Here is a 23,019-nt window from a genome sequence, read left to right on the forward strand (position 1 = left end):
CCTCTCACCACCGGTAGGTCAGCGTCGCCAGCACCGTGCGCCCCAGCGCCCAGCGGCAGCCGCCGGCGGTGCATAACGAGACATAGGTCTTGTCGAACACGTTGTTGACGTTCACCGCCGCACTGAGGCCCTTCCACTGCTGATATCGCATCCCGAAATCATAGGACAGCACCGCATCGAACACCGTGCTGGCCGGCACCGTGGCGGCGGGCAGGAAGACGCCCGGCACGATGGTCGGAACCGTCAGATTGTTGGCGTTGGTCGTGTACATGTCGTGGACGTAGCGGACGCCGCCGCCGAAGCGGAAGCCGGTGGCAGGACCGCCCTGCACCAGATAGTTGGCCCAGAGCGAGGCGGTGTGCATCGGGACGTTGGCGAGCCGCTTGCCGAAATTGACGTCCTGGGGCGAACTGATCCGGTTGTCGAGATAGGAGTACTGCCCACGCAGGCTCAAGCCGGGCAGGGGGCTGCCGACGACGGACCCTTCGAACCCGCGCGAGCTGACCTCGCCGACCTGCGCCGTTGTGTTGGCCGGAATGCCGGGGCCACTGATGACGGTTGCGACGTTTTGCTGCTTGAAGTCGTAGACCGCGGCCGTGAACATCAGATTGGTCCCGACCGGCTGATACTTCACGCCGCCTTCGTACTGTTCGCCGGTGGTCGGCTTGAAGGGCTGACCGTTGAGCAGCGTGCCGACCGAGGTCGGCTGGAACGAGGTCGAGTAGCTGACATAGGGCGCGATGCCGTTGTCGAAATTGTAGATCGCGCCGATGCGGCCGGTTGGCTTCTGGTCGTCGTTCAGGACGCGAACGCCGGTGTTCTGGGCCAGCGTATTGCCCTCGGCCCAGTCGTAGCGGATTCCGCCAAGCACGGTGAGCCGGCCGAGCCTGGCCTCGTCCTGGACGTAGAGGCCGCGCTGCGACAGGTGCTGGTCGAGGTTCTGGAAGAGCGCCGTGGGGACGGCGATGTTCTGCGTGTAATTCGGCGCCAGGATGTCGAGCGTGTTGGTGGCCGCGAAGCGGGCGAGATTGTTGAAGTCGAACCGCTGGTAGTCGAGGCCGGCAAGCACCGTGTGCTGCAGCGGTCCCATGTTGAACTTGGCCTGGAGCTGGTTGTCGGCAGCGAATGTGTCGAGGTTCTCGTTGGTCGAGAAGTAGCTCCGGTTGATCGTGCGGCCGTCGACCAGCCGGAGCGTGCCGCCCGCGCCCGTCGTCGTGAACCCGCCGGGCTGCACCTCGACATAGCTGAGCTCATTGTGCAGGTAGCGTACGTTCTGGCGCACCGTGAAGACGTCGTCGAAACGATGCTCGAACTCGTAGCCTGCGGTTGCCTGCTTGTATTTGAGAGTCTCGTAGTTGAGATCGCCGGCAAAGAAATTGCGCGGGATCTGCCCGAACGTCCCCGGCACCAGCGTGCCCTGGATCGGCAAGAGCGCGAAGGCACCACCCTTCGGGTCCTGCCGGTAGCTCGTCAGGAAGGTGATGGTGGTGTCGATACTCGGACGCCACGTCCAGGCCGGCGCGATCGAAAATCTTTGCTCGCCGATATTGTCGACCTGGGTGTCGGCGTTGAGGCCGATACCGGTGACGCGGTAGAGCAGCGTCTTGTCCTTGTCGACGGGGCCGCCGACATCGAAGGCGCCCTGGATCCGGTTGAACGAGCCGGTTTGCAGGGAGACTTCTCCGAACGGATTTTCAGTCGGGCGCTTGCTGACGAGGTTGAGGATGCCGCCGGGCGAGGCGGCGCCGTAGAGAATTGATGCCGGCCCGGTGATCACCTCGGCGCGCTCGAGCAAATAGGGATCGACCCGCGGCGCACCGAACGGTCCGCCCTGGAGCCGCAGCCCGTCCAGATATGTTTCGAGGCTGAAGCCGCGAGCGCTGACGTTCTGAAAGCGGAAATCGGTATCGTTGCTGAAATAGATTCCTGGCGCGTAGCGCAAGAGGTCGCGGATGCTCTGCGCCTGCCGCACATTCATTTCGTCGCGAGTGATGACGGCGATCGATGCCGGCGTCGACATGATCGGCGCATCCGTCTTGGTGGCGCCGGAGGCGCGGGTGGCGACGAACCCGTTGGTGCCGGCGTTGACGCGCGCTGCTGTTCCCACCAGCGCTTGGGGCTCCGGCTGTACTGTCGAACGGTTGGCCTGTTGAGCGGACCGCTGGCTCGCACTGCGCCGCGCCGATGCGTTGCGCCGGACCTGGACCGGACGTTGCGCGCGCTGAACGGGTGCGTCGACCGTCACCGGCGGCAACGCGGATGCACCGGACTGGCCGGCGGTCAGCGCGTTCACCGGCGTGACGGCCATCAGCAAGCAGCCAAGCGCGAGTGCGCTGGCTGTGCTCTTGAAAGTGTTCCTTAAAAAATAGTCCGCACGACCACGCAGGTCGTGTCCATCGCATTCCATGTCAGCGCCCCATCCGGCGATCGCCGCGCCGGCGGGATGATCCTTCTGACCTCACGCGACTTCGCACCCTCGCGCGTGTTAGATCGCGACATTGCGAGCGTCGAGTTGGACGAATTTTGAATCACTCGAAACGTCATAATTGGAAGCATTCTTAGAACTTCTAAAAAAGCGAAGCTAACTGATCGACAAAGCATTGGAATTTGTTGCTGCGTATGTCTGGTGATGGGCCAGACAAGATTGAGGTGCGCGCGAATGTCGCACACTCCCGGGTAAGCGGGCGTGACGAGCTCTACCTGTCGGTGATCGGCATCTCATCGAGACGCGTGGTGCGAAGCCTGCCTTGCCCTGAATGGGCGATCCGCACGACGATCAGATCTCCAGCTCGGTGCCGAACTCCACCACCTGCCTGGTCGGCACGCCGAAGAACGCGGCGGAGCGTTCGGCGTTGCGCTGGAGGAAGGCGAACAGGCCTTCGCGCCAGACCCACATGCCCGGAATGTCCTCGCTCGGGATGATGGTCTCGCGGCCGACATAGTAGGTGATGTCGGAGAGGTCGATGCCGGGCAGCTTGCCCTGGCGGCAGGCGAGCGTCAGGCCCGCATAGATCGTCGGATTCTGCATGAAACCGTAATGCAGGACCACGCGGGTGATGCCGGGAACGATCTCGATCACCTCGGCACGGTCTTCATCGGTGATGTGCGGGGATTCCTCGATCAGCACGGTGACGAGGACGATGCGCTCATGCAGCACGTGGTTGTGCTTGACGAATTGCGTCAGCGCCAGCGGCACGCCGCGCGGCGCGGAGGCCAGGAAGACGGCGGTCCCGGGCAGTCTGGCGCGGCACTTGTTGACCGCGGTCTCGATCAGGTCCTCCTCGGGCTGGCGCAGCTTCGCGCGCGCCGCCTCGACGAGCTTCACGCCGCTGCGCCAGGTCAGCATCATGAAGGCGACGAGGGCCGCGAGCAGCAGCGGAAACCAGCCGCCCTCGAACAGCTTGATCGAATTGGCGGAGAAGAAGATCACGTCGATCACGAAGAAGAAGCCGTTGACGGCGACCACGATCCACGGCGAATAGCCCCACTGGATCGCGACCAGGGCCGCGAGCAGCGTGGTGATCGCCATCAGCAGCGACACCGCGATGCCGTAGGCGCCGGCGAGCGCTTCCGAGGTGCCGAAGCTCAGGACCGCGCCGAGCGTTGCGGCAGCGAGCAGCCAGTTCACCAGCGGCACGTAGATCTGGCCCATCGCATGGCTCGTGGTGTGGCGGATCTGCATGCGCGGCAGGAAGCCGAGCTGGATCGATTGCTGGGTCAGCGAGAACACGCCGGAGATAATCGCCTGCGAGGCGATCACGGTCGCGAGCGCCGAGAAGGCGACCAGCGAATAGTGCAGGGCGTCCGGGCAGAGCTGAAAGAAGGGGTTCTCGATCATCGCGGGATCGGTGATCAGCAGCGCGGCCTGCCCAAAATAGTTCAGCACCAACGCGGGCAGGCAGATCGCGAACCAGGCGAGCCGGATCGGGAAGCGGCCGAAATGCCCCATGTCGGCGTACATGGCTTCGCCGCCGGTCACCGCCAGGAAGGCGGCGCCGAGGATCGCGAAGGAGATGTGGAAGTCCTGGTGGATCAGGAAGTTGAAGGCATAGAGCGGGCTCAGTGCCGCGAGCACGGCCGGGGCCTTGACGATGCCGTGGACGCCGAGCGCGGCCAGCACGAAGAACCAGGCCAGCATCACCGGCCCGAAGATGCGGCCGATGAAGCCCGTGCCCTGCTTCTGGATCATGAACAGCCCGATCAGGATGGCGACGGTGATGGGCACGACGACCGGCGCGAGCGAGGGCGCATCGACCTTGAGGCCTTCGATGGCTGAGAGCACCGAGATGGCCGGGGTGATCGCGCCGTCGCCATAGAGTAGGGCGGCGCCGACGAGGCCGACCACCAGGAGATGCGCGCGCCAGGTGCCGGACTGGGCGTGGCGGGCGTGGAGCAGCGCCAGCAGCGCGACGATGCCGCCTTCGCCGCGATTGTCCGCGCGCAGGATCAGAAGCGCATATTTCAGCGAGATGATCAGCAGCAGGGCCCAGAGGATCAGCGAGGCAACGCCCAGGACAGCTTCGGGAGTCAGCGTAGCGCCATGGGCGGCCGCCTTGGCGGCTTCCTTCAGGGCGTAGAGGGGGCTGGTGCCGATATCGCCATAGACCACCCCGAGGGCGCCCATGGTCATGGCAATTGGCAGAGGGTCAGGGTGATGGCCGGAAACGACTGCGGGCGTACTGGACAAGGTCGACCCCCCGATGGGATCGCGCCCGCCGGGCCATTCCGACGGGCGCGAATATCAGACAGTCTGCGACGAGACGTCGCAAATATCCATGGGATTTATCTCGGGGTCTATATGACGCGAAGCTGACAGGTTCGACTACGGGGTCCGGTCGGCGGTCACGAGACGCGCCTCGCGGATATTGGCCTTGGTGCCGGCCTGACGCAGGCAAGACGCCTCGAAGTTCGGCCAGGCATGCTGCGAGCAGTCCTTGCCGACGGTGCGGATATCGAGGCGGTCGCTCTTGGCCAGCGGCTGCGGGACGCTCGCTTCGACGGACGGAGCGAAACCGGGAAGGACGGTGAGAGCGGCGGCAACAAACGCGGCAATAGCGACGGCCGAGATGGTCTTGATCATTGACGGTCCCCTGTGATGCGGCCGCTACGCCCAGTTGTGCGGCCCGTCATTCGTTGGGTGGATTAGTAACCATGGCCAGTTTCCGGACGTCTTCGCGGACGCCCGAAATGGTTTCGTTCGCACTTCGTTTTGTTTCATGGCCGTCCCGAGGACGAAACAATTCGGGGGATTCCGACTCGGCGCCGCCGAAAAACCGGCAGGGAACCCGTCTGGCTTGCCGGGCCGGGCCGGGCGCGGTAGGACGGGGGCATGCCGCGTATCGCCTTCTATCCGGGTTCCTTTGACCCCATCACCAACGGCCATCTGGACGTGGTCCGGAACAGTGTACCCCTGTGCGATCGGCTCGTGGTCGCGATCGGGGTCCATCCCGGCAAGAAGCCGCTGTTCTCAACCGAGGAGCGGCTCAAGATGCTCCATGACGTCTGCGGGCCGGTCGCGGCCCAGGTCGGCTGTACGCTTGAGGCCGTGACCTACGACGATCTTGCGGTCACCGCGGCACGCAGGCACGGCGCGACTGTCATGATTCGGGGTCTGCGCGATGGCACCGACCTCGACTACGAGATGCAACTCGCCGGGATGAACGGCGCCATGGCGCCCGACGTCCAAACCGTGTTCCTGCCGGCCTCTCCGGCCGTCCGCCCAATTACCGGCACGTTGGTGCGTCAAATCGCGGCCATGGGCGGAGATATCTCGACCTTCGTGCCGCCGCTCGTCGCCAACCTGCTCAAGGCCAAATTCGCCGGATAACGGCGCAATTCTCCATCCTACCTGATCCGGAGTTCTCATGATCCGTCGTCTCGCAATTCTTGCCACGATCTTTGCCGCGCTCTTCAGCGCGGTCCCGACGGTGGCGCAGCAGCTGCCGGCGAATCTCGACAAGGCCAACGCCATCGTCATCGACACCACCAAGGGCCGCATCGTCATCAAGCTGCGGACCGACATTGCGCCTCAGCATGCCGAGCGCATCAAGCAGCTCGCGCGCGAGGGCTATTACAACAACGTGCCGTTCCATCGCGTCATGGACGGCTTCATGGCGCAGACCGGCGACGGCGAGAAATTCAACGGCACCGGTGGCTCGAAATATCCGAACCTGAAGCAGGAATTCTCCAAGGTTCATTTCGCCCGCGGCATCGTCGGGATGGCGCGGCGCGGCGACAGCGTCGATAGCGCCAACTCGCAGTTCTTCATCATGTTCGCGGACGGCGGCAGCCTCGATAACCAGTACACCGTGATCGGCGAGGTCGTGCAGGGCATGGACGTCGTCGACAAGCTGAAGAAGGCACCGCCCGGTTCGGCCGGCGGTGCCGTCACCGATCCCGACAAGATGGTGAAGGTCCAGGTCGCTTCCGACATCAAATAGGATGGGGCCATGGCGCGCTATGGCAATAGGCTTCTGCTGGCTGCCGCGCTGCTGCTTTCAGGCGTTTCCGGCGCGGCCGCCGGAGACGCAGAGGTCAACACCATCCAGGACATCTTCCAGCACTTGCGGACCTGCTGGAAGCCGCCGCCGCTCAGCAAGGCTCGCCCTATCGACATCACCGTCGTCGTGAGCTTTAACCGGGCCGGAAACATTCTGGGCCACCCGAGGATTACCTATGAATCCGCGGAGGCCTCCGACAATGACCGGCTGCAATACCGGGTCGCGGTGATGGAGGCGCTGCAACGCTGCACGCCGATGCCATTTACCGATGCAATGGCCGGCGCCGCCGCGGGACGTCCATTCGCGATCCAGTTCCGTAACCGGAAGACTTCACCCCCAACGCAAGAGAGACGAGCATGAGCGTCACCGAAAACACCCTGATCCTCGAGACCACGCAGGGCCCCGTCACCATCGAGATGCGGCCCGATCTCGCGCCCGGCCACGTCGCGCGCATCAAGGAACTGGTCCGCGAGGGCTTTTACGACGGCATCGTGTTCCACCGCGTGATCGAGGGCTTCATGGCGCAGACCGGCTGCCCGCAGGGCACCGGCACCGGCGGCTCCGGCAAGAAGCTGAAGGCGGAATTCAACAAGGAACCGCATGTGCGCGGCACCACCTCGATGGCCCGCGCCGCCAGCCCCGATTCCGGCGACAGCCAGTTCTTCATCGTCTTCGACGACGCCCGCTTCCTCGACAACCAGTACACGGTGTGGGGCAAGGTCACCGAGGGCATGGAGAACGTCGACAAGATCAAGCGCGGCGAGCCCGTCCAGAACCCCGACAAGATCGTCAAGGCGCGGATGGCCGCGGACGCGGAGTAACCGCTCAACCCTCATCCTGAGGAACGCGGAACGCGCGCCTCGAAGGATGAAGGCCCCGCTGTTGCAGCTCGGCCTTCATGGTTCGAGACGGCGCTACGCGCCTCCTCACCATGAGGGTCTGACTGCGTGGCGCAGAGCTCGACATGCGCACTGATCTCTTCGATTTCGAACTGCCCGCCGAGCGCATCGCGTTGCGCCCGGCGAGCCCGCGCGACTCCGCGAAGATGCTGGTCGTGGAAGGTGGCGCGCTGCGCGACCAGCTCATTTCCGAGCTGCCGCAATGGCTGAAGGGCGGTGACCAGCTCGTCGTCAACGACACCAAGGTGATCGCGGCGCAGCTCAAGGGCCGCCGCATTGGCCGCGAGACCGAGCCCAAGATCGAGGCGACGCTGATCAAGCGCCTCGACGGCTCGCGCTGGCAGGCGCTGGTGAAGCCGGCAAAAAAGCTCGTGGCAGGCGACCGCATCCGCTTCGGCAACGAGGGCAAGGTCTGCCTGCTCGGCCATCTCGACGCCGAGGTCGAGGCCAAGGGCACCGATGGTGAAGTGACACTGTCATTCTCGTTTCACGGCCCGGCGCTGGATCAGGCGATCGAAGATCTCGGCAGCCCGCCGCTGCCGCCCTATATCGCCTCGAAGCGCACGCCCGACGATCAGGACCTCGCGGACTACCAGACCATGTTCGCGGCGAATGAAGGCGCTGTCGCGGCGCCTACCGCCGGCCTGCATTTCACCCCGGCGCTGGAGCAGGCGCTGAGCGACCGCGGCGTCGGCATCAACCGCATCACGCTGCACGTCGGGGCAGGGACGTTCCTGCCAGTGAAGGTGGACGACACCGAAGGCCACAAGATGCATGCCGAGTGGGGCACGATCTCGGCCGAAACGGCGGAGCGGCTCAACACCGCACGGCAGAACGGCGGCCGCATCATCGCCGTGGGCACGACGTCACTGCGGCTGCTGGAAAGCGCGGCCGGCGAGGACGGCACGATCCAGCCGTTCGCGGCCGAGACGTCGATCTTCATCACCCCCGGCTATCGCTTCCGTGCCGTCGATATCCTGCTGACCAATTTCCATTTGCCGAAGTCGACGCTGTTCATGCTGGTGTCGGCGTTCTCCGGGCTCGAGGCGATGCAGCAGGCGTATGCGCACGCGATCGCGAAAGGGTACCGGTTCTATTCGTACGGCGATGCGTGCTTGTTGTTTCGGGCGCGCGACTAATTTCGGCGTCGTAGGGTGGGCAAAGCGAAGCGTGCCCACCATCTTTCTCAAATGCGCGAGAGAAGTGGTGGGCACGGCGCTTGCGCGCCTTTGCCCACCCTACGGCACCTTCCGTTACGCCATCACGCGCTGCGGCAACAGCTCCGCGATCTGCACCGCGTTCAGCGCGGCGCCCTTGAGCAGCTGGTCGGCCGCCACGAACATCGAGATCGAATGCCCTGAGGGATCGCTGAGATCCTTGCGGATGCGGCCGACCAGGACGTCGTCCTGGCCCGAAGCGTCGATCGGCATCGGGAAGTAGTTCTTCACGCGGTCGTCGACGAGCTTCACGCCGGGCGCCTGCGCCATGATGGCACGGACCTGGTCCTCGCTGATCGGCTTCTCGCATTCGAAGGTGATGGCCTCGCAATGGGCGCGCAGCACCGGCACGCGGACGCAGGTGACGCCGATCGCGATCTTCTCGTCCTCGAAGATCTTGCGGGTTTCCTTGATGACCTTGGTCTCTTCGTCGTTGTAGCCGGTTTCAGGGTCGACGGCGGTGTTGTGGTTGAAGAGATTGAAGGCGTAGGGGTGCGGCATGACCTTGGGCGTATAGACCTGCCCGTTGAGACTGGCGCGGGTGGACTCGACGAGCTCGTCCATCGCGGCGGCGCCGGCGCCCGAGGCCGCCTGGTAGGTCGAGATGATGACGCGCTTGATGCGGTTCGTCTGGTGGATCGGCCAGAGCGGCACCAGTGCGGTGATGGCGGCGCAGTTCGGGTTGGCGATGATGCCCTTGTGGTCGCGGATCCGGTTGGCGTTGATCTCGGGGATCACCAGCGGGACGTTCGGGTCCATCCGGAAGGCGGAGGAGTTGTCGACCACGACGGCGCCGGCCTTGACAGCGATTGGCGCGAACTTCTTGGAGATGCTGCCGCCGGCCGAGAACAGCGCGATGTCGACGCCCTCGAAAGCGCGCTCGGTCAATTCCTCGATGACGACGTCCTGCCCGCGGAACGACACCGTCTTGCCGGCCGAGCGGGCGCTGGCCAGCGCCTTGAGCTTGCCGACGCGAAAGCCGCGCTTGTCCATGGTGGCGATGAATTCGGCGCCCACCGCACCGGTGACGCCGACAATCGCGACGACGGGATCGTTACTCACATTCTCCTCCATTGCATTGAGCTGAAGACAACAAAAAAGCCCCGGACCAGAGGTCGGAGCTTCGGTAGAGTGGATTGCGTTTAAGTCGACGACCTACGCGCGCACGCCTCCCCGGGCCCCGAAGGCCGTGGTGGTTTTAGTCGTGCGTTTGGTGGTCGTGAACATGGCGGCGACTTATGCGTGAGAGTTTCGCGCCCGTCAATGGCTTTTCGGCGGGATTGTGGCCGCCGCTATTTCGCCCGGGCGCCCGGCGGCTCCAGGATGACCTCCTTGAGGTTGTCGCCGCTGATGACGACGATCGCGAAATTCAGCCGGCCGCGTTCGCGCACCAGTCCGCCGCTGATCGCCTTGCCCGAGGCCGCACGTTCGGCGACGTGCACGGCATCCGCAAGGCGGTGCTTGATCGCACCGAGCGCCGCGAGGTTGCTGCGGTCGTCGAGATCGAGTTCGGCGAGGGGGAGGGCGGCTTCGCCGCCGACGAGCTCGCCGGTGGCGGCATTGATGGTGTGGCGCCAGATACGGTCGTTATGCAGGGTCTTCACCCGGTAGACCGGCACGCCGGAGGCTCCGTCGAAACTCACATCCGCCGTCGTGGCGCCGGCATGACGGGCTTCCGCAATCGCCATGGCCTGGCTGATCGAGATCGACGAGCTGCGGAATCGTTCGATTTCGCGGCTGACCGCTTGGCGGTCTGCTTCGGCATCACCATCTGTGTCGCCGTGAACCGCGGTTGGCGTGCCCGTGGTGACGATCGCCTGCGCCGGCGCGGCAAGGAGCAGCGCGGGCAAGGCGATCGCAAGTAATCGCGCGGTCAATCGTTTGGCTGTCGTCATGCTCGAAACCCTCGGCCAGCGAGTGTGCCGGATGATCGTAAAGAATTCGCGGCCGACCTTGGGCATCGGCCGGCCGCGGAGCGTCGCAGCGGGCTGGACCCGGCACGGCGATCTTGGGCGGTACGGACCCCTTTGGGGCTGGTGAAAAAGCGGTCCGTATCGCTTATAACTAAACCATACCGTATCGTTTTGTTTTGGTCAATGACGCGGGCGTAATCTCGAAGGGGGAAACGTCGCTACCTCACGGAATTGTCAACGGGACGGGCGCCGCCGCGGTGTGCCCTTTGCGGCGCTCTGGATGCGGTCTGCTGGTCCCAGCGCGCCGGCCAGGAACAGCTTGATCGCCGCGCGCATGCGCTTCTCGGCGGCCTTCAATTCCAGCGCCGTGCCGAACGTCGCCAGGCGGTGGGTGTGACCGACGACGACGTCGAGGAACACCTCTGCCGCGATCGTGGTGTCGTCGACGTCGAGTGCGCCCTGCGCCACCAGACGGTCGAAGAAGCGGGCCGTGGTGGCGACGGCCTTCAGCCAGCCTTCCTCCTTGCCGAGCTTGGCGATGTCGGGGAAGTTGATGGCCTGTGACGTCATCATGCGGCTGAATGCGACGGCATCGGGCCCGCAGGTGAAGGTCAGCATCTCGCGCCCGATCTCGACCAGCCGCTGCTCGACCGAAATGTCCGAGGCGCTGGAGAGCTGGGTCTCGGCGGCTGCCGATAGCGGCGCAAGCCAGCGCGCGATTTCGCGCCTCAGCACGGCGGCAAACAGGCCGCGCTTGTCCCCGTAACGGGAATAGACGGTGGGTTTGCTGACCCGGGCCGCTTCCGTGACCGCGTCGAGCGAGGTCGCGTCGAAGCCGCGATCCAGGAACAGGCGGGTGGCAACCTCGATCAGCCGCTGATCGCGCTCGATCGCGGCGGTTTTCGTCGGGCGGCCGCCGCGTGATTTCGGCAACTCGCGCCGTGGCGCTGCCGGTTTTGTCCTGGTCGCAGTCAATCCCATGCCCAATGATTCCTGCGCGCTTCTAATCGTCGTCATTTGCTCTATATCGCGCGGGAGCGGGGGCGTCATCGCGAATCTGGCCGAATTGGCCATATCGTCAACGGTTTCGGCGCGGTCTCGTTCCGTCACGAGAGATCACGGCAGCTTCGAAGTCCAGGCCTGGCCGGAGGCAGCCTTCTCATATCCGTACTGATACAGCGCCCGCATATAGGCGGTGTCGAACCCTTCCGAAGGCGGCGCGGGATAATCGCGCGCGATGTAGGAGAGGTGGAAGCCGAGATTGTTGCGCTTGGCGAAATCATAGGTCGAGAAGATGATCGAGCGCGTCTGCGACTGGGTGATCGACGACAGGCTGCGCGAGGCGACGTCGATGGTGCTGTTGGACACGAGCTCGAAATTGCGTTCGATCTTCTTGTTGACGAGGATGTAGATGTTCATCCGCGCGTTGCCGGGCAGGCGGTCCTGGGAGAGCAGGGCTTCCGGCAGCGTCAGCACCGGCGCCGTCACGCCGCCGTCGACATGCATCTCCTGAAATCTGCGGCCCTGGCCTTCGGCGTCGATCATGATAGGCGGAAACACCAGGGGAATGCTGGCGGAGGCCGCCATCACGTCGCGAAACAGTTTTAGCGCCTCGGGTGTTCCGACCGCTGCGATCTTGCCCATGTCCCAGATGGCGGTCCGCTGGGTGTCGAGATCGGTGGTCACCACCAGCAGCTTTCGGCCCTTGGCGTTTTCACGCGCGACCTGCGCCATGATCTCCGGCCCGACATAGCGGGCGACGAGCTCGCGCAGCCGCGTGTTGCCGAACAGGCCGGATCCGAACAGCACACGCATGATGCTGGGATCGTTCAGGAGGCTCTCCGCGATGCCGCTGGTGTAGACCTCCCTGAGCGTGTCGTCATATTGCGAGCCGAGGAACGCAAAGGGTGCGATCAGGCCGCCGGTGCTCACGCCCGAGACGACCGAGAAGGTGGGACGGGTTCTGGCAGCGGTCCAACCGCTCAGCACGCCGACGCCATAGGCGCCATCGGCGCCGCCGCCGGAGAGCGCCAGATAGGACTTCGTCGCGGTGCTGGTGTCCTTCTCGAAGCTGAATTTCGTGACGGGCTCGTCGGCGTAGCGGCGCAAGCCGTCGATATCGAGCACGCGCGACGTGCTGGCCTCGGCGGCCGCATAGGGCGTGCGGGGCAGGGAGGTGCAGGCGCCGAGTGCCAGGCTGCACGCCAGAACCAGGAATCCGGTCAGGCGGGCGCCTGTCTGTCTGATCCAGCCGCGCGAGGGGCCGGACATTTTGGTCGAACATGAAGCGGAGGGCATTGTCGGTGGCTGGCGATCACGCAAATACTGCCGCCGGCAAAATTCACCGCGGCATCTCGTCCAGCCCCGCGCAAAAACTACACTGTATCGTTTTGTTTGGCAAGCGCGCCGGGCGATCAAGTCGGCGTCAAATGTGTCCCGCTCTGAGCCACAAGCCGGCTCTGGCGTGGTCCGAGCGGGTTGATCAGCCTCTTCCGACACGCAATAAGCACGACCATGAATCTTCCTGACGTCGGTCTACCCAATCACTTCGAGCTGCTCGCCACCGATGGCGCCGCGCGCACCGGGCGCCTGACCACGCCGCATGGCGTGGTGCGGACGCCGGCCTTCATGCCGGTCGGAACCGCCGGCGCCATGAAGGGCATGCACTGGCGCGAGGTGCGCGAGGCCGGCGCCGACATCGTGCTCGGCAACACCTATCATCTGATGCTGCGTCCCGGCGCCGAGCGGATCTCGGCGCTCGGCGGCCTGCAGCGGTTCACCGGCTGGAACGGGCCGATGTTGACGGATTCCGGCGGCTTCCAGGTGATGTCGCTGTCGGACCTGCGCAAGGTCACCGAGAACGCCGTCACATTCCGTTCGCATATCGACGGCGCCAAGGTCGAGCTGTCACCGGAGCGCTCGATCGAGGTGCAGCGCTTCCTGGGCTCCGACATTGCCATGCAGATGGACGAATGCGTGCGGCTACCGGCCGAGCGGGACGACATCGAACGGGCGATGCGGCTGTCGCTGCGCTGGGCAGAGCGAAGCAAGCGCGCATTCGAGAGTGCGCCCGACGGTTACATGCTGTTCGGCATCGTGCAGGGCGGCGACGTGCCGCAGCTTCGTCACGCCAGCGCCGAGGGCCTCGTTGCAATCGGCTTTCACGGCTATGCGATCGGCGGCCTTGCCGTCGGCGAGCCGCAGGCGGTGATGCTGGCGATGATCGACGAGACCGCGCCGCTGCTGCCGAAAGAGCGGCCGCGCTATTTGATGGGGGTCGGCACGCCTGATGACATCCTCGAAGCCGTGAAGCGCGGCATCGACATGTTCGATTGCGTGATGCCGACGCGCAATGGCCGTCACGGCGTCGCCTTCACCCGCTTCGGTCAGGTCAATCTGCGCAACGCGCGCCACGCCGACGATCCGCGTCCGCTCGACGAAGAGAGTTCCTGGCCGTCGGCGCGCAACTACGCGCGCGCCTACCTGCATCATCTCGTCAAGGCGGGCGAGACGCTGGGCGCCATGCTGCTCTCCGAGATCAATATCGCCTATTACCAGTTCCTGATGCAGGGCATCAGGGACGCGATCGCACACGGAACGTTCGACGAGTTCTACCAGCGTACGCGCCAAGACTGGGCGAGGGGCGACATCGCCCCGCGCTAGTCAGTTGCAGACGATCCGCTGCTTGACGGCGTGCTTGGTCACGAAGCCATAGCCGCAATTGTCGCAGGTCCAGAGATAGCTGATCATATGGTCAGAGATGTAGGCGGATGCTTCGGCGGCGACCATCGAGTCGGCGCAGACCGGGCAGGTCGGCAACTCGCTGCAACGCGGGGCGCGGTGATGTGCGACGGTCGACAACACTTCAGCGACTGCTGACATCGTGGTGACCTCTCTGGCTTTGAGACCTAAGTCTAACATAGACCGAATCAGTTGACGAGGTCGCAACACAAATGCGTTGGTTTTCTGATAATTACAGCTCACGCGATTTTGCGATGCAGCGTATTTAACATGTGCCGCATTGTCGCTTGCGTGTCGTCCCAAGCTGTCCGTTACTGCACAAGAGACGCTGCAGAAACAGAAATTGTCGTCACAGGGAGTTCATCATGGACGCATCGTCCAACACGGGTGCAGCGCACCAGCCCGGCCGCGGCCGGATCTACTCTTCGATCGTCGAGGCCTTTGGCGACACGCCGATCGTGCGCTTGCAGCGGCTGCCGGGCATGCACGGCGTCAACGCGACGATTTTGGCAAAACTTGAATATTTCAATCCCGCCGCGAGCGTGAAGGATCGCATCGGCGCGGCCATGATCATCGCGATGGAGAAGGCCGGCATCGTCAAGCCCGACACCGTGCTGATCGAGCCGACCTCGGGCAACACCGGCATCGCGCTCGCCTTCGTCGCGGCCTCGCGCGGTTACCGGCTCAAGCTGGTGATGCCGGAATCGATGTCGATCGAGCGGCGCAAGATGCTGGCCTTTCTCGGCGCCGAGCTGGTGCTGACGCCGGCGGCACAGGGCATGAAGGGCGCGATCGCAACCGCCGAGGAGCTCCTGAAGACGACGCCGAATTCGGTCATGCCGCAGCAGTTCAAGAACCTCGCCAATCCCGAGGTGCACCGCCGCACCACCGCCGAGGAGATCTGGAACGACACCGGCGGCAACGTCGATATCTTCGTCGCCGGCGTCGGTACCGGCGGCACCATCACCGGCGTCGGCCAGGTGCTCAAGCCGCGCAAGCCGTCCTTGCGGGTCGTGGCGGTCGAGCCGGAGGAAAGCCCGGTGCTCTCAGGCGGCCAGCACACGCCGCACAAGATCCAGGGCATCGGCGCCGGCTTCGTGCCCGACATCCTCGACCGCTCGGTGATTGACGAGATCGTGAAGATCAACTCGACGACCGCGATCGAGACCGCCCGGGCGCTGGCGCGGCATGAGGGCATCCCCGGCGGCATTTCCTCGGGCGCGGCGATCGCAGCTGCGCTCCAGATCGGCAAGCGGCCGGAAGCTGCGGGAAAAACCATTCTGGCTATAGTGCCGTCCTTCTCCGAGCGGTATCTTTCGACGGCTCTGTTTGAGGGAATCTAGGACATGACGGATCAACCGAGGCGGCCGCGCACGCTTGGCGATGCGCGGTCGGAGGCCGAGGCGGCGTTCAAGAAGGTGACCGCCAAGGTCGCCGTGGCGCCACCGAAGCCGAACGTAGCGCCGGGAATCAAGGAGCAGGTCACGCTGCGCATCGACCAGGATGTGCTGGAGTTCTTCCAGCAGGGCGGTCCGGGCTGGCAGGACCGCATCAACGAGGCGTTGCGCAAGGCGGCGGGGAAGTAGCGCCTCCTGCCCAGGGGCGCCGAAGGGCGGCGCGCCGGCGAACTCAGAGGACCTGCGACAGAAACCGCTGCGTTCGCTCGTCCTTGGCCGCCGTAAACAAGGCTTCCGGCGGCCCGTGCTCGACGATCACACCGCGGTCGGTGAAGTAGACGTGATCGGCGACCTCACGCGCGAAGTTCATCTCATGGGTGACGAGGAGGCATGTCATGCCATCCTCGGCAAGCTCCCGGATGGTGACCAGGACCTCGTTGACCGTTTCCGGATCGAGGGCGGCCGTGACTTCGTCGAACAACATGATGTCCGGTCGCATCGCCAGCGAGCGGGCGATAGCCACGCGCTGCTGCTGTCCGCCGGAGAGCTCGCCGGGATAGGTATCCTCCTTCCCCGCGAGCCGAACCTTGGCAAGCAGCGCCCGGGCGCGCGCTTCGACCTCGGCACGTTTCTGGCCGAGAACATGGATCGGCGCCATCATCACGTTCTGGAGCGCGGTCTTGTGCGGGAAAAGATTGTACTGCTGAAAGACCATCCCGACCTTGCGGCGAAGCGCCAGCTTGTCGAGCCTGGGATCGGACACCTCGATGCCTTCGATCTGAATGCTGCCGGACGTGATCGGCTGGAGCGCATTGATGCAGCGGATCAGCGTGGATTTTCCTGATCCGGACGGGCCGATGATACAGATCACCTCGCTCTTTTTGACCGACAGGCTGATGCCTTTCAGAACCTCGAGAGCTCCGAACGACTTTCTGACGTCGACGCATTGGACGATGGGCTGATCCGGAGTCCAGCTCGTGGCCATGCTCTGCTTCCTCAGCGTATGCGGAACCGACGCTCGAGACGAGCGGTCCAGAGGTTGATCGGATAACAGTAGAGAAAGAAACACAGCAGCGCGAAACCGTAGAGCGGCGCGAACAGCTCCGGCCTGCCGCCTTCGGCGGCATGCACCTGCGCCGTCAGCGTGAGCATCTCCGAAACACCGACGATCGATGCCAGCACCGTCGACATCGCGACCAGCGCATAGACGTTCATCCAGGGCGGCAGCATGCGCTTGATGCACTGTGGCAGCATGATCAGCCACATCGTCTGGCGCCGTGTGAACGAGAGCGATTCCGCCGCCTCCCATTGCGTCGACGGAATGGAGCGGACGGCACCGCGCACGACCTCGGCGACATTCGCCATGACAGGCAATGCGAAGCCGACCGTTGCCTTGATCCAGTCCGGCAAGGGGATGGTCGTCTTGAAGAGGGTGACCTGGAAGGGCACCAGAAACATGACGAAGAACAGCAGCACCAGCCAGGGCGCGTTGCGGAAGAATTGAGTCAGGAGCCAGCTGACGGCGGCGAGCGGTCGAAACTCCGACAACAACCCCAGACCCAGGCCAAGCCCGGCGACGGTCCCCAGCAGCATGGCGAGCAGGGAGATCAAGATGTTGAAGGCGAACCCGCGCAGCAGCAGCGGCGACCACTTCACGATGATTTGCAGCGGGGACAGCACCGCCGGACCGGTCTGCGCCCACGCGGTGGACGCGGCCATGATGGCGCAGAAACAAAGGATCGCGGCGGCCAGCGGGCCGATCCGCACGGACATCCGGGGCGGCGCGGGACGGTACGGCAGAAGGACGGCAAGCCTGTGCTCGGGCTGGGCGCCTTTCATCGGGCATATCCCGGGATGCGCATCGCCCGCTCCCAGCGATGCATCAGCCAGACGAGGACGCCGACAAGGATGCCGTAGGTCGCCAGCAATACGACCATCATTTCGAAGACGTTCTGCGATTCCGACCAGATCTGCTTGACCGCATACAGCGTCTCGGGAACGGCGATCGCGTAGGCGAGGGTGGTCGTCTTGAGCAGGTTGACGAGGTTGTTGTTCAGTGCGGGAAGGCAGACGCGAATGGCCAGCGGAAGGACGATATGGACGTAAGCCTTGAGGCGCGTGTATCCGAGCGCCTCCGCGGCTTCCAGCGTCGTCCTCGGCACCGCCTCGATGCCGGAGCGGAAGATTTCGACGTTGAAGGCGCCCGCGAACAGCGACAGCGAAATGATGGCCCATTGGACGTTGCTCAGCAGCGGAACGCGCATGCCCGCCGCCTCGACGGCTGGGAGCATGGTGCCGAGGCCGAAATAGAAAAAGAAGATCTGGACCAGCGGCGGCGTGTTGCGGAACACCACCACGAAAGCATTGACGGGCAACCGCAACAGCATCGACGGACTGCCCTGCAGCAAGGCGCCCACCGCGCCGATGATCAGGCTCAGCAGGATGGTCGTGACACTCAGAAGCAACGTCATCTTGAGCCCGCCGAAATAGCGGTCCCAATCGTAGGCATCGTAGAATACGGAGAAATTCAGCCCCGTCGTTTCGTAGAGCCGTTGAAACCAGTCGCCGATTTCGTGCATTTTGCGCGACACCAAACTGTTGAGGCGATGCCTCGTATCAGTGCATTGGCTCGACCTGCTCGGAGCGCAAGACGGATCTGGCGCTCCGCCTTACGCGTCTATTTGTCCTTGTATTGCTCGTGCATGAGCAGCGAATACTCGGTCGGCGTAATGCCCCACTTCTTTTCCGCTGCCACGATGAAGCCGGTCTTCATCCAGTCCTTTGTCGTATCTTCGAGCAGCTTCTGAAGGCTGGCATTGTCGAGCGCGACAGCGATCATCCATGGCGATGGCAAAATACCTTTCAGGGGCAAGTCGTAGTCCGCCTTCCACTCGTCCTCGAGCAGCTTGCCTTGCAGGAAGGTCTGATCGTAGACATAGCCGATGCAGTTGCCCTGCTTCATGGCGAACAGAGGCTTCTCCGAGCCGTCAAACGCAACGATTTCGGGGCCGTAGGATTTGGCAACGTCCTTGTTGTACCAGGCCCCCGACGTTGCACAGACGGGTTTTCCCTTGAGCTCGGCCCAGTCCTTGATGCCGGACTTCTTGTTGAGAAGGATGTTCACATAGTCCGAGTAGTATAGCGGTTCGATGGCTTGAACCACGCGACGGCGCTCCGGCCTGTCCGACATGGTCGCGATCAGCAGGTCGACCTTTCCCTGCTGAAGAAATTCGATCCTGTTGGAGGCCGCGACCGGAACGAGTTCGAGTTTGACGCCGAGGCGTTTGGCAATGTCTGCGGCGAGATCCGGCTCGATGCCGACCACGTATCCCGTGGGATCGCGGAAGCCGAAGGGCTTGTAGTCAGCCTTGACGCCGACATTCAACGTGCCGCGCTGCTTGATGGCATCGACGCCATCGGCGGCTTGGGCACTGCCAAGCATCAGCAGCGCCGCGATGCCTGTCATCATGGAACGGACAATGTCTCTCATCGGATGACGCCTCCAGGATTGTGATCACGACGCGCGTTGAGCGCGCTTGTTCAAGATACAAGGCTCGTGCCAAACGTCACGAAAAACGGGAGATGGAGAATGGGCTGAGGTCGATCGCGCTTCGACCGTCGGTCACCATCCCGGCGACGACGTTGCCGATACCTGCCGAGTGCTTGAAGCCGTGGCCCGAGCACGCCGAGACGACACAAATCCGGTCCTGGTCGGGATGGCGGTCGATGATGAAGCCCCGATCGGGCGTCACCGTGTAGATGCAGGCAGCCGCCTGCGCGACGCGCGGCGTGGCGCCGGCGAGCCGCCCCGCGACGTGCTTCCGGTACATTTCAGCCGATTCCGCGGGATCGACGGTGCGGTCGATGGCGTCGGCCGTCGTGTTGGTCTCGTACTGCTCGGTCGCGACCTTGAGACGACGATCGCCAGGCAAAGGCGGGAAGCCGTAGAGGTAGTCGACATCCGTCGCGCCATGCATCCAGATGAACACAGGGGCGTCGGCGCGATACGCGCTGGTATCCTCGAGCTCGTACCAGTGCAGCACCTGCCGCTTCACCGTAAGCACGCGGTCAAACGGCGCGCCGAGCAGGTGGGCATTCCAGCCGCCTGCCGACACCACCACCTGGTCCGCCTCGAATGTGCCCGAGGACGTTTCCACCCGAACGGCGGAGCCGCGCTGCGCGATCGAGAGAACCTCGACTCCCGTGCGGATCGTTGCGCCGAGCTGTTCCGCGCGCGTCAGCTGCGCCTTGATGCAGCGCTCTGGAAAAACGTACCCTCCGCCGGGCTCGTAATAGGCCTTCTCGTTACCCTGGAGATTCAGGAACTGCGGGAAGCGATGAGCCACCTCTCGCCCGTCGATCACTTCATGAGCGATGCCGAAGTCACGCGCGGCCCCAATCGAGCGCGCGACGAAATCCGGCTTGCCGTGGTGCGACGTCTCGCCGACACCGGGCGCCATGACGACGAGGCCGCATGGGTTCAGCAGCTCGGCAGACGTCTCGGCTTCGAGCTCACGCCAGATCCGGTGCGTATCCAGCACCAGGGGCACGTAATCGCGGCCTTCGCCGACCGCCTGCCGGGTGATGCGGGTTTCGCCGTGGCTGGATCCCATCGTGTGGGGCGGGGCAAAGCGATCGAGGCCGACCGCCTTTACCCCTCGCTTGGCCAGTTGATAGAGGGCCGCGCTGCCCATGGCACCGAGGCCGATCACCAGAATATCCGCTTGCTCGCTCATCGATCGGAACGGCTTAATTGTTAGGACGATCCGAAGTCTGCTTTCGGATGCGGCTCTCCTACAAGGATAATTCATATAATGAAGGCAATTTGCATGTTAGTATAACTTCTGCTTAAGCTATAGATATGACGCCACCTGTTCCAGACTTGCGAAGCTTGCAGATTGTCGCTGCCGTCGCGGAGTCCGGCAGCATGCTTCAGGCGTCCCGTCAGTTCGGGATGACGCAATCAGCGGTTTCTCAGGCTGTGCGGCGGGCCGAGGCCTCGATCGGCGTCGCGTTCTTCAACCGTAGCCGGAGGCCGCTTACACTGACGCGGGCAGGCCGCATCCTTGCTGGCCGTGTTCGCGATCTGAATCGCGACTTTGACACGTTACTCAGCGCGCTCCGGGACGCAGCGAACCTGCCTGAGCGTGTCGATCTGAGGCTCGGCCTGATCGACTCCTATGCCGCCACGGTCGGCGCACACCTCGTCAAGGAGCTCATGACGGGCGAGGTCGCACTGAGCCTGTCCGTTTGGTCGGGCCTTGCTCACTCGCATGCCGAGGCGCTGGTCCACCGAACGATCGACGCGGCGATCACATGCGATGCGATGGATGACCTGTATGATATCGAGCGCTTCCCGTTTTACCGCGAGCCAAATCTGCTGGTGGTGCCGCGCGGATTGGAAGCCGAATTTGCTGACCTTGATTTGCGGGAGATCCTGACCCGGCATCGCCTGGTCCGGTACAGCGAACGCTCCTATGCAGGCGCTCAGGTCGAGCGCCACCTGAGCCGTTTGGGCATTCGCCCACCGCGGGCCTTTGAGTTTGACACCTCGGACAGCCTGGTCGCCATGGTCGCCACCGGGATGGGCGTGGCGATCACCACGCCGCTGTGTCTGTTGCAGGGGCTCGCTCACGCTGGTCAAGTCAGCGCTCTCCCTCTGCCGGGCCCCGGATTTTTTCGTGAGCTGCTTCTGGTGACCTGCCGTGGCGATCTCTCGTCACTGGCGCCGCGCATCGCGGAGATGGCTCGGACGAGCATTACGATGCAGGCGATGCCGCGGATCCGGACGCTCGTGCCTTGGTTCACCCAAGACTACTAGCCATTGCCACCACGAAAAAGGCCCGGCTCTCGCCGGGCCTTTTTGCGTTTTGGAGCCGGGTCTCGCCTCAGCGGCGGAACATGCCGCCCATCATGCCGCCGACGACACCGCCGACGAAGGCCGCGCCGGCATCGCCGCCGCCGCTGTTGCGATGCTGAACCGGTGCGCCGCTCTGGGCCTGGGCCGGGGCAGCACGCCGTGCCGGCTTCGCGCTGTCGTCGCTCGCGGTGGCCGGCGCGGCCGCCACGATCTCGGACAGCAGGGCCTTGTGCTGGAGCTTGTTGAGGTAGCCGGTCGACGGATAACCGCGGGCGGCTTGCCAGCGCTTCAGCACCGAGCGGGTCTCGTCGGTGAAGGCACCGGTCACCTTGGTGTCGAAGCCGAGCCCGGTCAGGCGGCGCTGCACGTCGCGGCGCTGGCCCTTGTCGAGGCCGATCTGATCCTCGGTGAGCTGGGTGGAGTCATCGGTGAAGGTGGCGGGATCGATCCCGGAGTTCAGATTGCGGGTCGCCGTGGACGGGCCGCTCTTGATCGCCGCAAGCCGCGCCAGCGCCAGCGCCTTGAACTGGCCGTTCGGATAGGCCGAGAGATAGGCGTTGAGCTCTTCCGGCTTGTTGGATTCCTTGACCGAGCGCCAGTACTCGAGCTCGACACCGTCGGAGCTGCTCGCTGCCGCCGGCACGATTCCGGAAGCGGTCGGGGCTGCGTTGGCAACCTGCGTCTGCTGCGACGGGTTGAGATAGACCGCGCCGATCAGGTTGGTGTGGCCCCAGGGAAGCTGGCCCTTGCGGGTCTCTTCGTTGACCTGGGCGCGCACCGAGGTCATCGCCTGCTGGATCTCGACGCCGGGCTTGGTGATGTTGTCGATCAGCGCGCGGGTGAACGGGCTGTTGTTGCCCTCCTGGCCGTCGAGCGCGGTCTGGCCCGGGCCGGTGGCGAACGCGATCAGTGTGCCTTCGCCCGACTTCATCTCGGCAAGACCGCTCTGCACGTTGACGCTGCGCGTTGCCGAGTTCGACTTGATCTTGGCGGCGAACGGATTGTCGCGGCAGGCGTCGAGGAAGACGAGCTTGACCTTGGCGTCGCCCATGGTCTGCTCGAGCGTCAGGTCGATGTTGATGGCTGCGCCGAGCTTGACGTCCATCTCCGACTTGATGTCGGCGTCGACAGGCAGAAGGTAGTTGCTGCCGCTGACGGCGATGCCGTGGCCGGCGTAGTAGAACACTGCGACATCGGAGCCTTGCGCCTTGCGGCCGAAGTCCAGGAGCTTCTCCGTCATCTGGTCGCGGGTGAGGTTGGATCCTTCGATCACCTCGAAGCCGACATTGCGCAGGGTCGCCGCCATCGCCTTGGCGTCGATCGGCGGGTTCGGCAATTGTGCGACGTTCTTGTAGGAGCCGTTGCCGACGACGAAGGCGACACGGCGGTCGGCCTTCGCGGCACTGACCGACAGTGCCATGCACATCAGCGAAGCGAGCAGGGTGAGAGTGCGCATCTGAAATCCCCAACAGAATCGAATTGCAGGCAGCAA

At 64.2% G+C, this 23,019-nt stretch carries 23 protein-coding genes; 9 read left to right on the top strand and 14 right to left on the bottom strand.

Annotated elements, in window-relative coordinates; genetic code table 11:
• Positions 1 to 4: 4 nt before the first annotated feature.
• The 3 genes from ACVJ5M_RS24140 to ACVJ5M_RS24150 all read right to left on the bottom strand — a co-directional run bounded on the left by ACVJ5M_RS24140 (position 5) and on the right by ACVJ5M_RS24150 (position 5,080).
• Positions 5 to 2,308, bottom strand: a complete 2,304-nt coding sequence (locus ACVJ5M_RS24140; protein ID WP_283016571.1) for a TonB-dependent siderophore receptor — start codon at positions 2,306 to 2,308, stop codon at positions 5 to 7.
• Between the two features lie 468 nt (positions 2,309 to 2,776).
• Complete coding sequence (locus tag ACVJ5M_RS24145; protein ID WP_354099706.1) at positions 2,777 to 4,630, bottom strand: potassium transporter Kup; 1,854 nt, start codon at positions 4,628 to 4,630, stop codon at positions 2,777 to 2,779.
• Between the two features lie 192 nt (positions 4,631 to 4,822).
• Complete coding sequence (locus tag ACVJ5M_RS24150; RefSeq protein ID WP_283016570.1) at positions 4,823 to 5,080, bottom strand: hypothetical protein; 258 nt, start codon at positions 5,078 to 5,080, stop codon at positions 4,823 to 4,825.
• A 249-nt stretch (positions 5,081 to 5,329) separates the two neighbouring features.
• On the opposite strand from ACVJ5M_RS24150, the gene coaD reads away from it, so the two are divergent.
• The 5 genes from coaD to queA all read left to right on the top strand — a co-directional run bounded on the left by coaD (position 5,330) and on the right by queA (position 8,538).
• Positions 5,330 to 5,827: a pantetheine-phosphate adenylyltransferase gene (gene coaD, locus ACVJ5M_RS24155; RefSeq protein WP_085404698.1), complete on the top strand. Its 498-nt coding sequence runs from the start codon at positions 5,330 to 5,332 to the stop codon at positions 5,825 to 5,827.
• A gap of 37 nt (positions 5,828 to 5,864) precedes the next feature.
• Positions 5,865 to 6,440, top strand: coding sequence for a peptidylprolyl isomerase (locus ACVJ5M_RS24160; RefSeq protein ID WP_354099705.1), 576 nt, complete (start codon positions 5,865 to 5,867; stop codon positions 6,438 to 6,440).
• Between the two features lie 9 nt (positions 6,441 to 6,449).
• Complete coding sequence (locus tag ACVJ5M_RS24165; RefSeq protein WP_283016569.1) at positions 6,450 to 6,860, top strand: hypothetical protein; 411 nt, start codon at positions 6,450 to 6,452, stop codon at positions 6,858 to 6,860.
• Positions 6,857 to 7,321 carry a peptidylprolyl isomerase gene (locus ACVJ5M_RS24170; protein WP_071913717.1) on the top strand — a complete coding sequence of 155 codons (465 nt, stop codon included), beginning with the start codon at positions 6,857 to 6,859 and terminating at the stop codon, positions 7,319 to 7,321. Before ACVJ5M_RS24165 ends, ACVJ5M_RS24170 begins: the two co-directional genes overlap by 4 nt.
• Before the next feature lie 143 nt (positions 7,322 to 7,464).
• Positions 7,465 to 8,538 carry a tRNA preQ1(34) S-adenosylmethionine ribosyltransferase-isomerase QueA gene (queA, locus tag ACVJ5M_RS24175; protein WP_283016568.1) on the top strand — a complete coding sequence of 358 codons (1,074 nt, stop codon included), beginning with the start codon at positions 7,465 to 7,467 and terminating at the stop codon, positions 8,536 to 8,538.
• Positions 8,539 to 8,652: 114 nt separating this feature from the next.
• Here queA and ACVJ5M_RS24180 read toward each other — a convergent pair whose 3' ends face one another.
• The 4 genes from ACVJ5M_RS24180 to ACVJ5M_RS24195 all read right to left on the bottom strand — a co-directional run bounded on the left by ACVJ5M_RS24180 (position 8,653) and on the right by ACVJ5M_RS24195 (position 12,800).
• The gene (locus ACVJ5M_RS24180) at positions 8,653 to 9,690 is read right to left on the bottom strand and encodes an aspartate-semialdehyde dehydrogenase (RefSeq protein WP_283016567.1); all 1,038 of its coding nucleotides are present in this window, start codon (positions 9,688 to 9,690) and stop codon (positions 8,653 to 8,655) included.
• A gap of 218 nt (positions 9,691 to 9,908) precedes the next feature.
• Complete coding sequence (locus tag ACVJ5M_RS24185) at positions 9,909 to 10,511, bottom strand: PepSY domain-containing protein (RefSeq protein ID WP_283018876.1); 603 nt, start codon at positions 10,509 to 10,511, stop codon at positions 9,909 to 9,911.
• Between the two features lie 252 nt (positions 10,512 to 10,763).
• Positions 10,764 to 11,510, bottom strand: coding sequence for a TetR/AcrR family transcriptional regulator (locus ACVJ5M_RS24190; protein ID WP_354099704.1), 747 nt, complete (start codon positions 11,508 to 11,510; stop codon positions 10,764 to 10,766).
• A gap of 135 nt (positions 11,511 to 11,645) precedes the next feature.
• On the bottom strand, positions 11,646 to 12,800 hold the full coding sequence (locus tag ACVJ5M_RS24195) for a patatin-like phospholipase family protein (RefSeq protein WP_283016565.1): 1,155 nt from the start codon (positions 12,798 to 12,800) through the stop codon (positions 11,646 to 11,648).
• A gap of 243 nt (positions 12,801 to 13,043) precedes the next feature.
• Here ACVJ5M_RS24195 and tgt point away from each other — a divergent pair, with 243 nt between their 5' ends.
• Positions 13,044 to 14,192, top strand: coding sequence for a tRNA guanosine(34) transglycosylase Tgt (gene tgt, locus ACVJ5M_RS24200; RefSeq protein ID WP_283016564.1), 1,149 nt, complete (start codon positions 13,044 to 13,046; stop codon positions 14,190 to 14,192).
• On the opposite strand, the gene ACVJ5M_RS24205 is transcribed toward tgt, so the two are convergent.
• On the bottom strand, positions 14,193 to 14,411 hold the full coding sequence (locus ACVJ5M_RS24205) for a hypothetical protein (protein ID WP_085404705.1): 219 nt from the start codon (positions 14,409 to 14,411) through the stop codon (positions 14,193 to 14,195). It abuts the gene before it with no gap.
• Positions 14,412 to 14,635: 224 nt separating this feature from the next.
• On the opposite strand from ACVJ5M_RS24205, the gene cysK reads away from it, so the two are divergent.
• Positions 14,636 to 15,613 carry a cysteine synthase A gene (cysK, locus tag ACVJ5M_RS24210; RefSeq protein ID WP_283016563.1) on the top strand — a complete coding sequence of 326 codons (978 nt, stop codon included), beginning with the start codon at positions 14,636 to 14,638 and terminating at the stop codon, positions 15,611 to 15,613.
• 3 nt (positions 15,614 to 15,616) lie between these two features.
• A complete protein-coding gene (locus tag ACVJ5M_RS24215; RefSeq protein WP_028152108.1) occupies positions 15,617 to 15,856 on the top strand; it encodes a BrnA antitoxin family protein in 240 nt (79 codons plus the stop codon).
• A gap of 43 nt (positions 15,857 to 15,899) precedes the next feature.
• Here the strand turns inward: ACVJ5M_RS24215 and ACVJ5M_RS24220 are convergent, their stop codons facing one another.
• The 5 genes from ACVJ5M_RS24220 to solA form a co-directional block, all read right to left on the bottom strand.
• A complete protein-coding gene (locus ACVJ5M_RS24220; RefSeq protein ID WP_354099703.1) occupies positions 15,900 to 16,652 on the bottom strand; it encodes an amino acid ABC transporter ATP-binding protein in 753 nt (250 codons plus the stop codon).
• 11 nt (positions 16,653 to 16,663) lie between these two features.
• Entirely contained in the window at positions 16,664 to 17,506 is an 843-nt protein-coding gene (locus ACVJ5M_RS24225; protein ID WP_283016562.1) for an amino acid ABC transporter permease, read from the bottom strand.
• Entirely contained in the window at positions 17,503 to 18,246 is a 744-nt protein-coding gene (locus ACVJ5M_RS24230) for an amino acid ABC transporter permease (protein ID WP_085404709.1), read from the bottom strand. Before ACVJ5M_RS24230 ends, ACVJ5M_RS24225 begins: the two co-directional genes overlap by 4 nt.
• A gap of 98 nt (positions 18,247 to 18,344) precedes the next feature.
• Complete coding sequence (locus tag ACVJ5M_RS24235; RefSeq protein WP_283016561.1) at positions 18,345 to 19,157, bottom strand: transporter substrate-binding domain-containing protein; 813 nt, start codon at positions 19,155 to 19,157, stop codon at positions 18,345 to 18,347.
• 76 nt (positions 19,158 to 19,233) lie between these two features.
• Positions 19,234 to 20,403, bottom strand: a complete 1,170-nt coding sequence (gene solA, locus ACVJ5M_RS24240; RefSeq protein ID WP_283016560.1) for an N-methyl-L-tryptophan oxidase — start codon at positions 20,401 to 20,403, stop codon at positions 19,234 to 19,236.
• Positions 20,404 to 20,528: 125 nt separating this feature from the next.
• On the opposite strand from solA, the gene ACVJ5M_RS24245 reads away from it, so the two are divergent.
• Positions 20,529 to 21,488, top strand: a complete 960-nt coding sequence (locus ACVJ5M_RS24245) for a LysR family transcriptional regulator (protein WP_354099702.1) — start codon at positions 20,529 to 20,531, stop codon at positions 21,486 to 21,488.
• A 67-nt stretch (positions 21,489 to 21,555) separates the two neighbouring features.
• Here ACVJ5M_RS24245 and ACVJ5M_RS24250 read toward each other — a convergent pair whose 3' ends face one another.
• The gene (locus tag ACVJ5M_RS24250; protein ID WP_283016558.1) at positions 21,556 to 22,983 is read right to left on the bottom strand and encodes a caspase family protein; all 1,428 of its coding nucleotides are present in this window, start codon (positions 22,981 to 22,983) and stop codon (positions 21,556 to 21,558) included.
• Positions 22,984 to 23,019 lie beyond the last annotated feature (36 nt).

Source organism: Bradyrhizobium sp. S3.7.6, from assembly GCF_054061875.1.

Excerpts from the sequence above, each read along its gene's own strand:
- ACVJ5M_RS24140 (WP_283016571.1), bottom strand. The coding sequence starts at position 2,308 with ATGGCCGTCACGCCGGTGAACGCGCTGACCGCCGGCCAGTCCGGTGCA.
- ACVJ5M_RS24145 (WP_354099706.1), bottom strand. The coding sequence starts at position 4,630 with ATGACCATGGGCGCCCTCGGGGTGGTCTATGGCGATATCGGCACCAGC.
- ACVJ5M_RS24150 (WP_283016570.1), bottom strand. The coding sequence starts at position 5,080 with ATGATCAAGACCATCTCGGCCGTCGCTATTGCCGCGTTTGTTGCCGCC.
- coaD (WP_085404698.1), top strand. The coding sequence starts at position 5,330 with ATGCCGCGTATCGCCTTCTATCCGGGTTCCTTTGACCCCATCACCAAC.
- ACVJ5M_RS24160 (WP_354099705.1), top strand. The coding sequence starts at position 5,865 with ATGATCCGTCGTCTCGCAATTCTTGCCACGATCTTTGCCGCGCTCTTC.
- ACVJ5M_RS24165 (WP_283016569.1), top strand. The coding sequence starts at position 6,450 with ATGGCGCGCTATGGCAATAGGCTTCTGCTGGCTGCCGCGCTGCTGCTT.
- ACVJ5M_RS24170 (WP_071913717.1), top strand. The coding sequence starts at position 6,857 with ATGAGCGTCACCGAAAACACCCTGATCCTCGAGACCACGCAGGGCCCC.
- queA (WP_283016568.1), top strand. The coding sequence starts at position 7,465 with ATGCGCACTGATCTCTTCGATTTCGAACTGCCCGCCGAGCGCATCGCG.
- ACVJ5M_RS24180 (WP_283016567.1), bottom strand. The coding sequence starts at position 9,690 with ATGGAGGAGAATGTGAGTAACGATCCCGTCGTCGCGATTGTCGGCGTC.
- ACVJ5M_RS24185 (WP_283018876.1), bottom strand. The coding sequence starts at position 10,511 with ATGACGACAGCCAAACGATTGACCGCGCGATTACTTGCGATCGCCTTG.
- ACVJ5M_RS24190 (WP_354099704.1), bottom strand. The coding sequence starts at position 11,510 with ATGGGATTGACTGCGACCAGGACAAAACCGGCAGCGCCACGGCGCGAG.
- ACVJ5M_RS24195 (WP_283016565.1), bottom strand. The coding sequence starts at position 12,800 with ATGTCCGGCCCCTCGCGCGGCTGGATCAGACAGACAGGCGCCCGCCTG.
- tgt (WP_283016564.1), top strand. The coding sequence starts at position 13,044 with ATGAATCTTCCTGACGTCGGTCTACCCAATCACTTCGAGCTGCTCGCC.
- ACVJ5M_RS24205 (WP_085404705.1), bottom strand. The coding sequence starts at position 14,411 with ATGTCAGCAGTCGCTGAAGTGTTGTCGACCGTCGCACATCACCGCGCC.
- cysK (WP_283016563.1), top strand. The coding sequence starts at position 14,636 with ATGGACGCATCGTCCAACACGGGTGCAGCGCACCAGCCCGGCCGCGGC.
- ACVJ5M_RS24215 (WP_028152108.1), top strand. The coding sequence starts at position 15,617 with ATGACGGATCAACCGAGGCGGCCGCGCACGCTTGGCGATGCGCGGTCG.
- ACVJ5M_RS24220 (WP_354099703.1), bottom strand. The coding sequence starts at position 16,652 with ATGGCCACGAGCTGGACTCCGGATCAGCCCATCGTCCAATGCGTCGAC.
- ACVJ5M_RS24225 (WP_283016562.1), bottom strand. The coding sequence starts at position 17,506 with ATGAAAGGCGCCCAGCCCGAGCACAGGCTTGCCGTCCTTCTGCCGTAC.
- ACVJ5M_RS24230 (WP_085404709.1), bottom strand. The coding sequence starts at position 18,246 with ATGCACGAAATCGGCGACTGGTTTCAACGGCTCTACGAAACGACGGGG.
- ACVJ5M_RS24235 (WP_283016561.1), bottom strand. The coding sequence starts at position 19,157 with ATGAGAGACATTGTCCGTTCCATGATGACAGGCATCGCGGCGCTGCTG.
- solA (WP_283016560.1), bottom strand. The coding sequence starts at position 20,403 with ATGAGCGAGCAAGCGGATATTCTGGTGATCGGCCTCGGTGCCATGGGC.
- ACVJ5M_RS24245 (WP_354099702.1), top strand. The coding sequence starts at position 20,529 with ATGACGCCACCTGTTCCAGACTTGCGAAGCTTGCAGATTGTCGCTGCC.
- ACVJ5M_RS24250 (WP_283016558.1), bottom strand. The coding sequence starts at position 22,983 with ATGCGCACTCTCACCCTGCTCGCTTCGCTGATGTGCATGGCACTGTCG.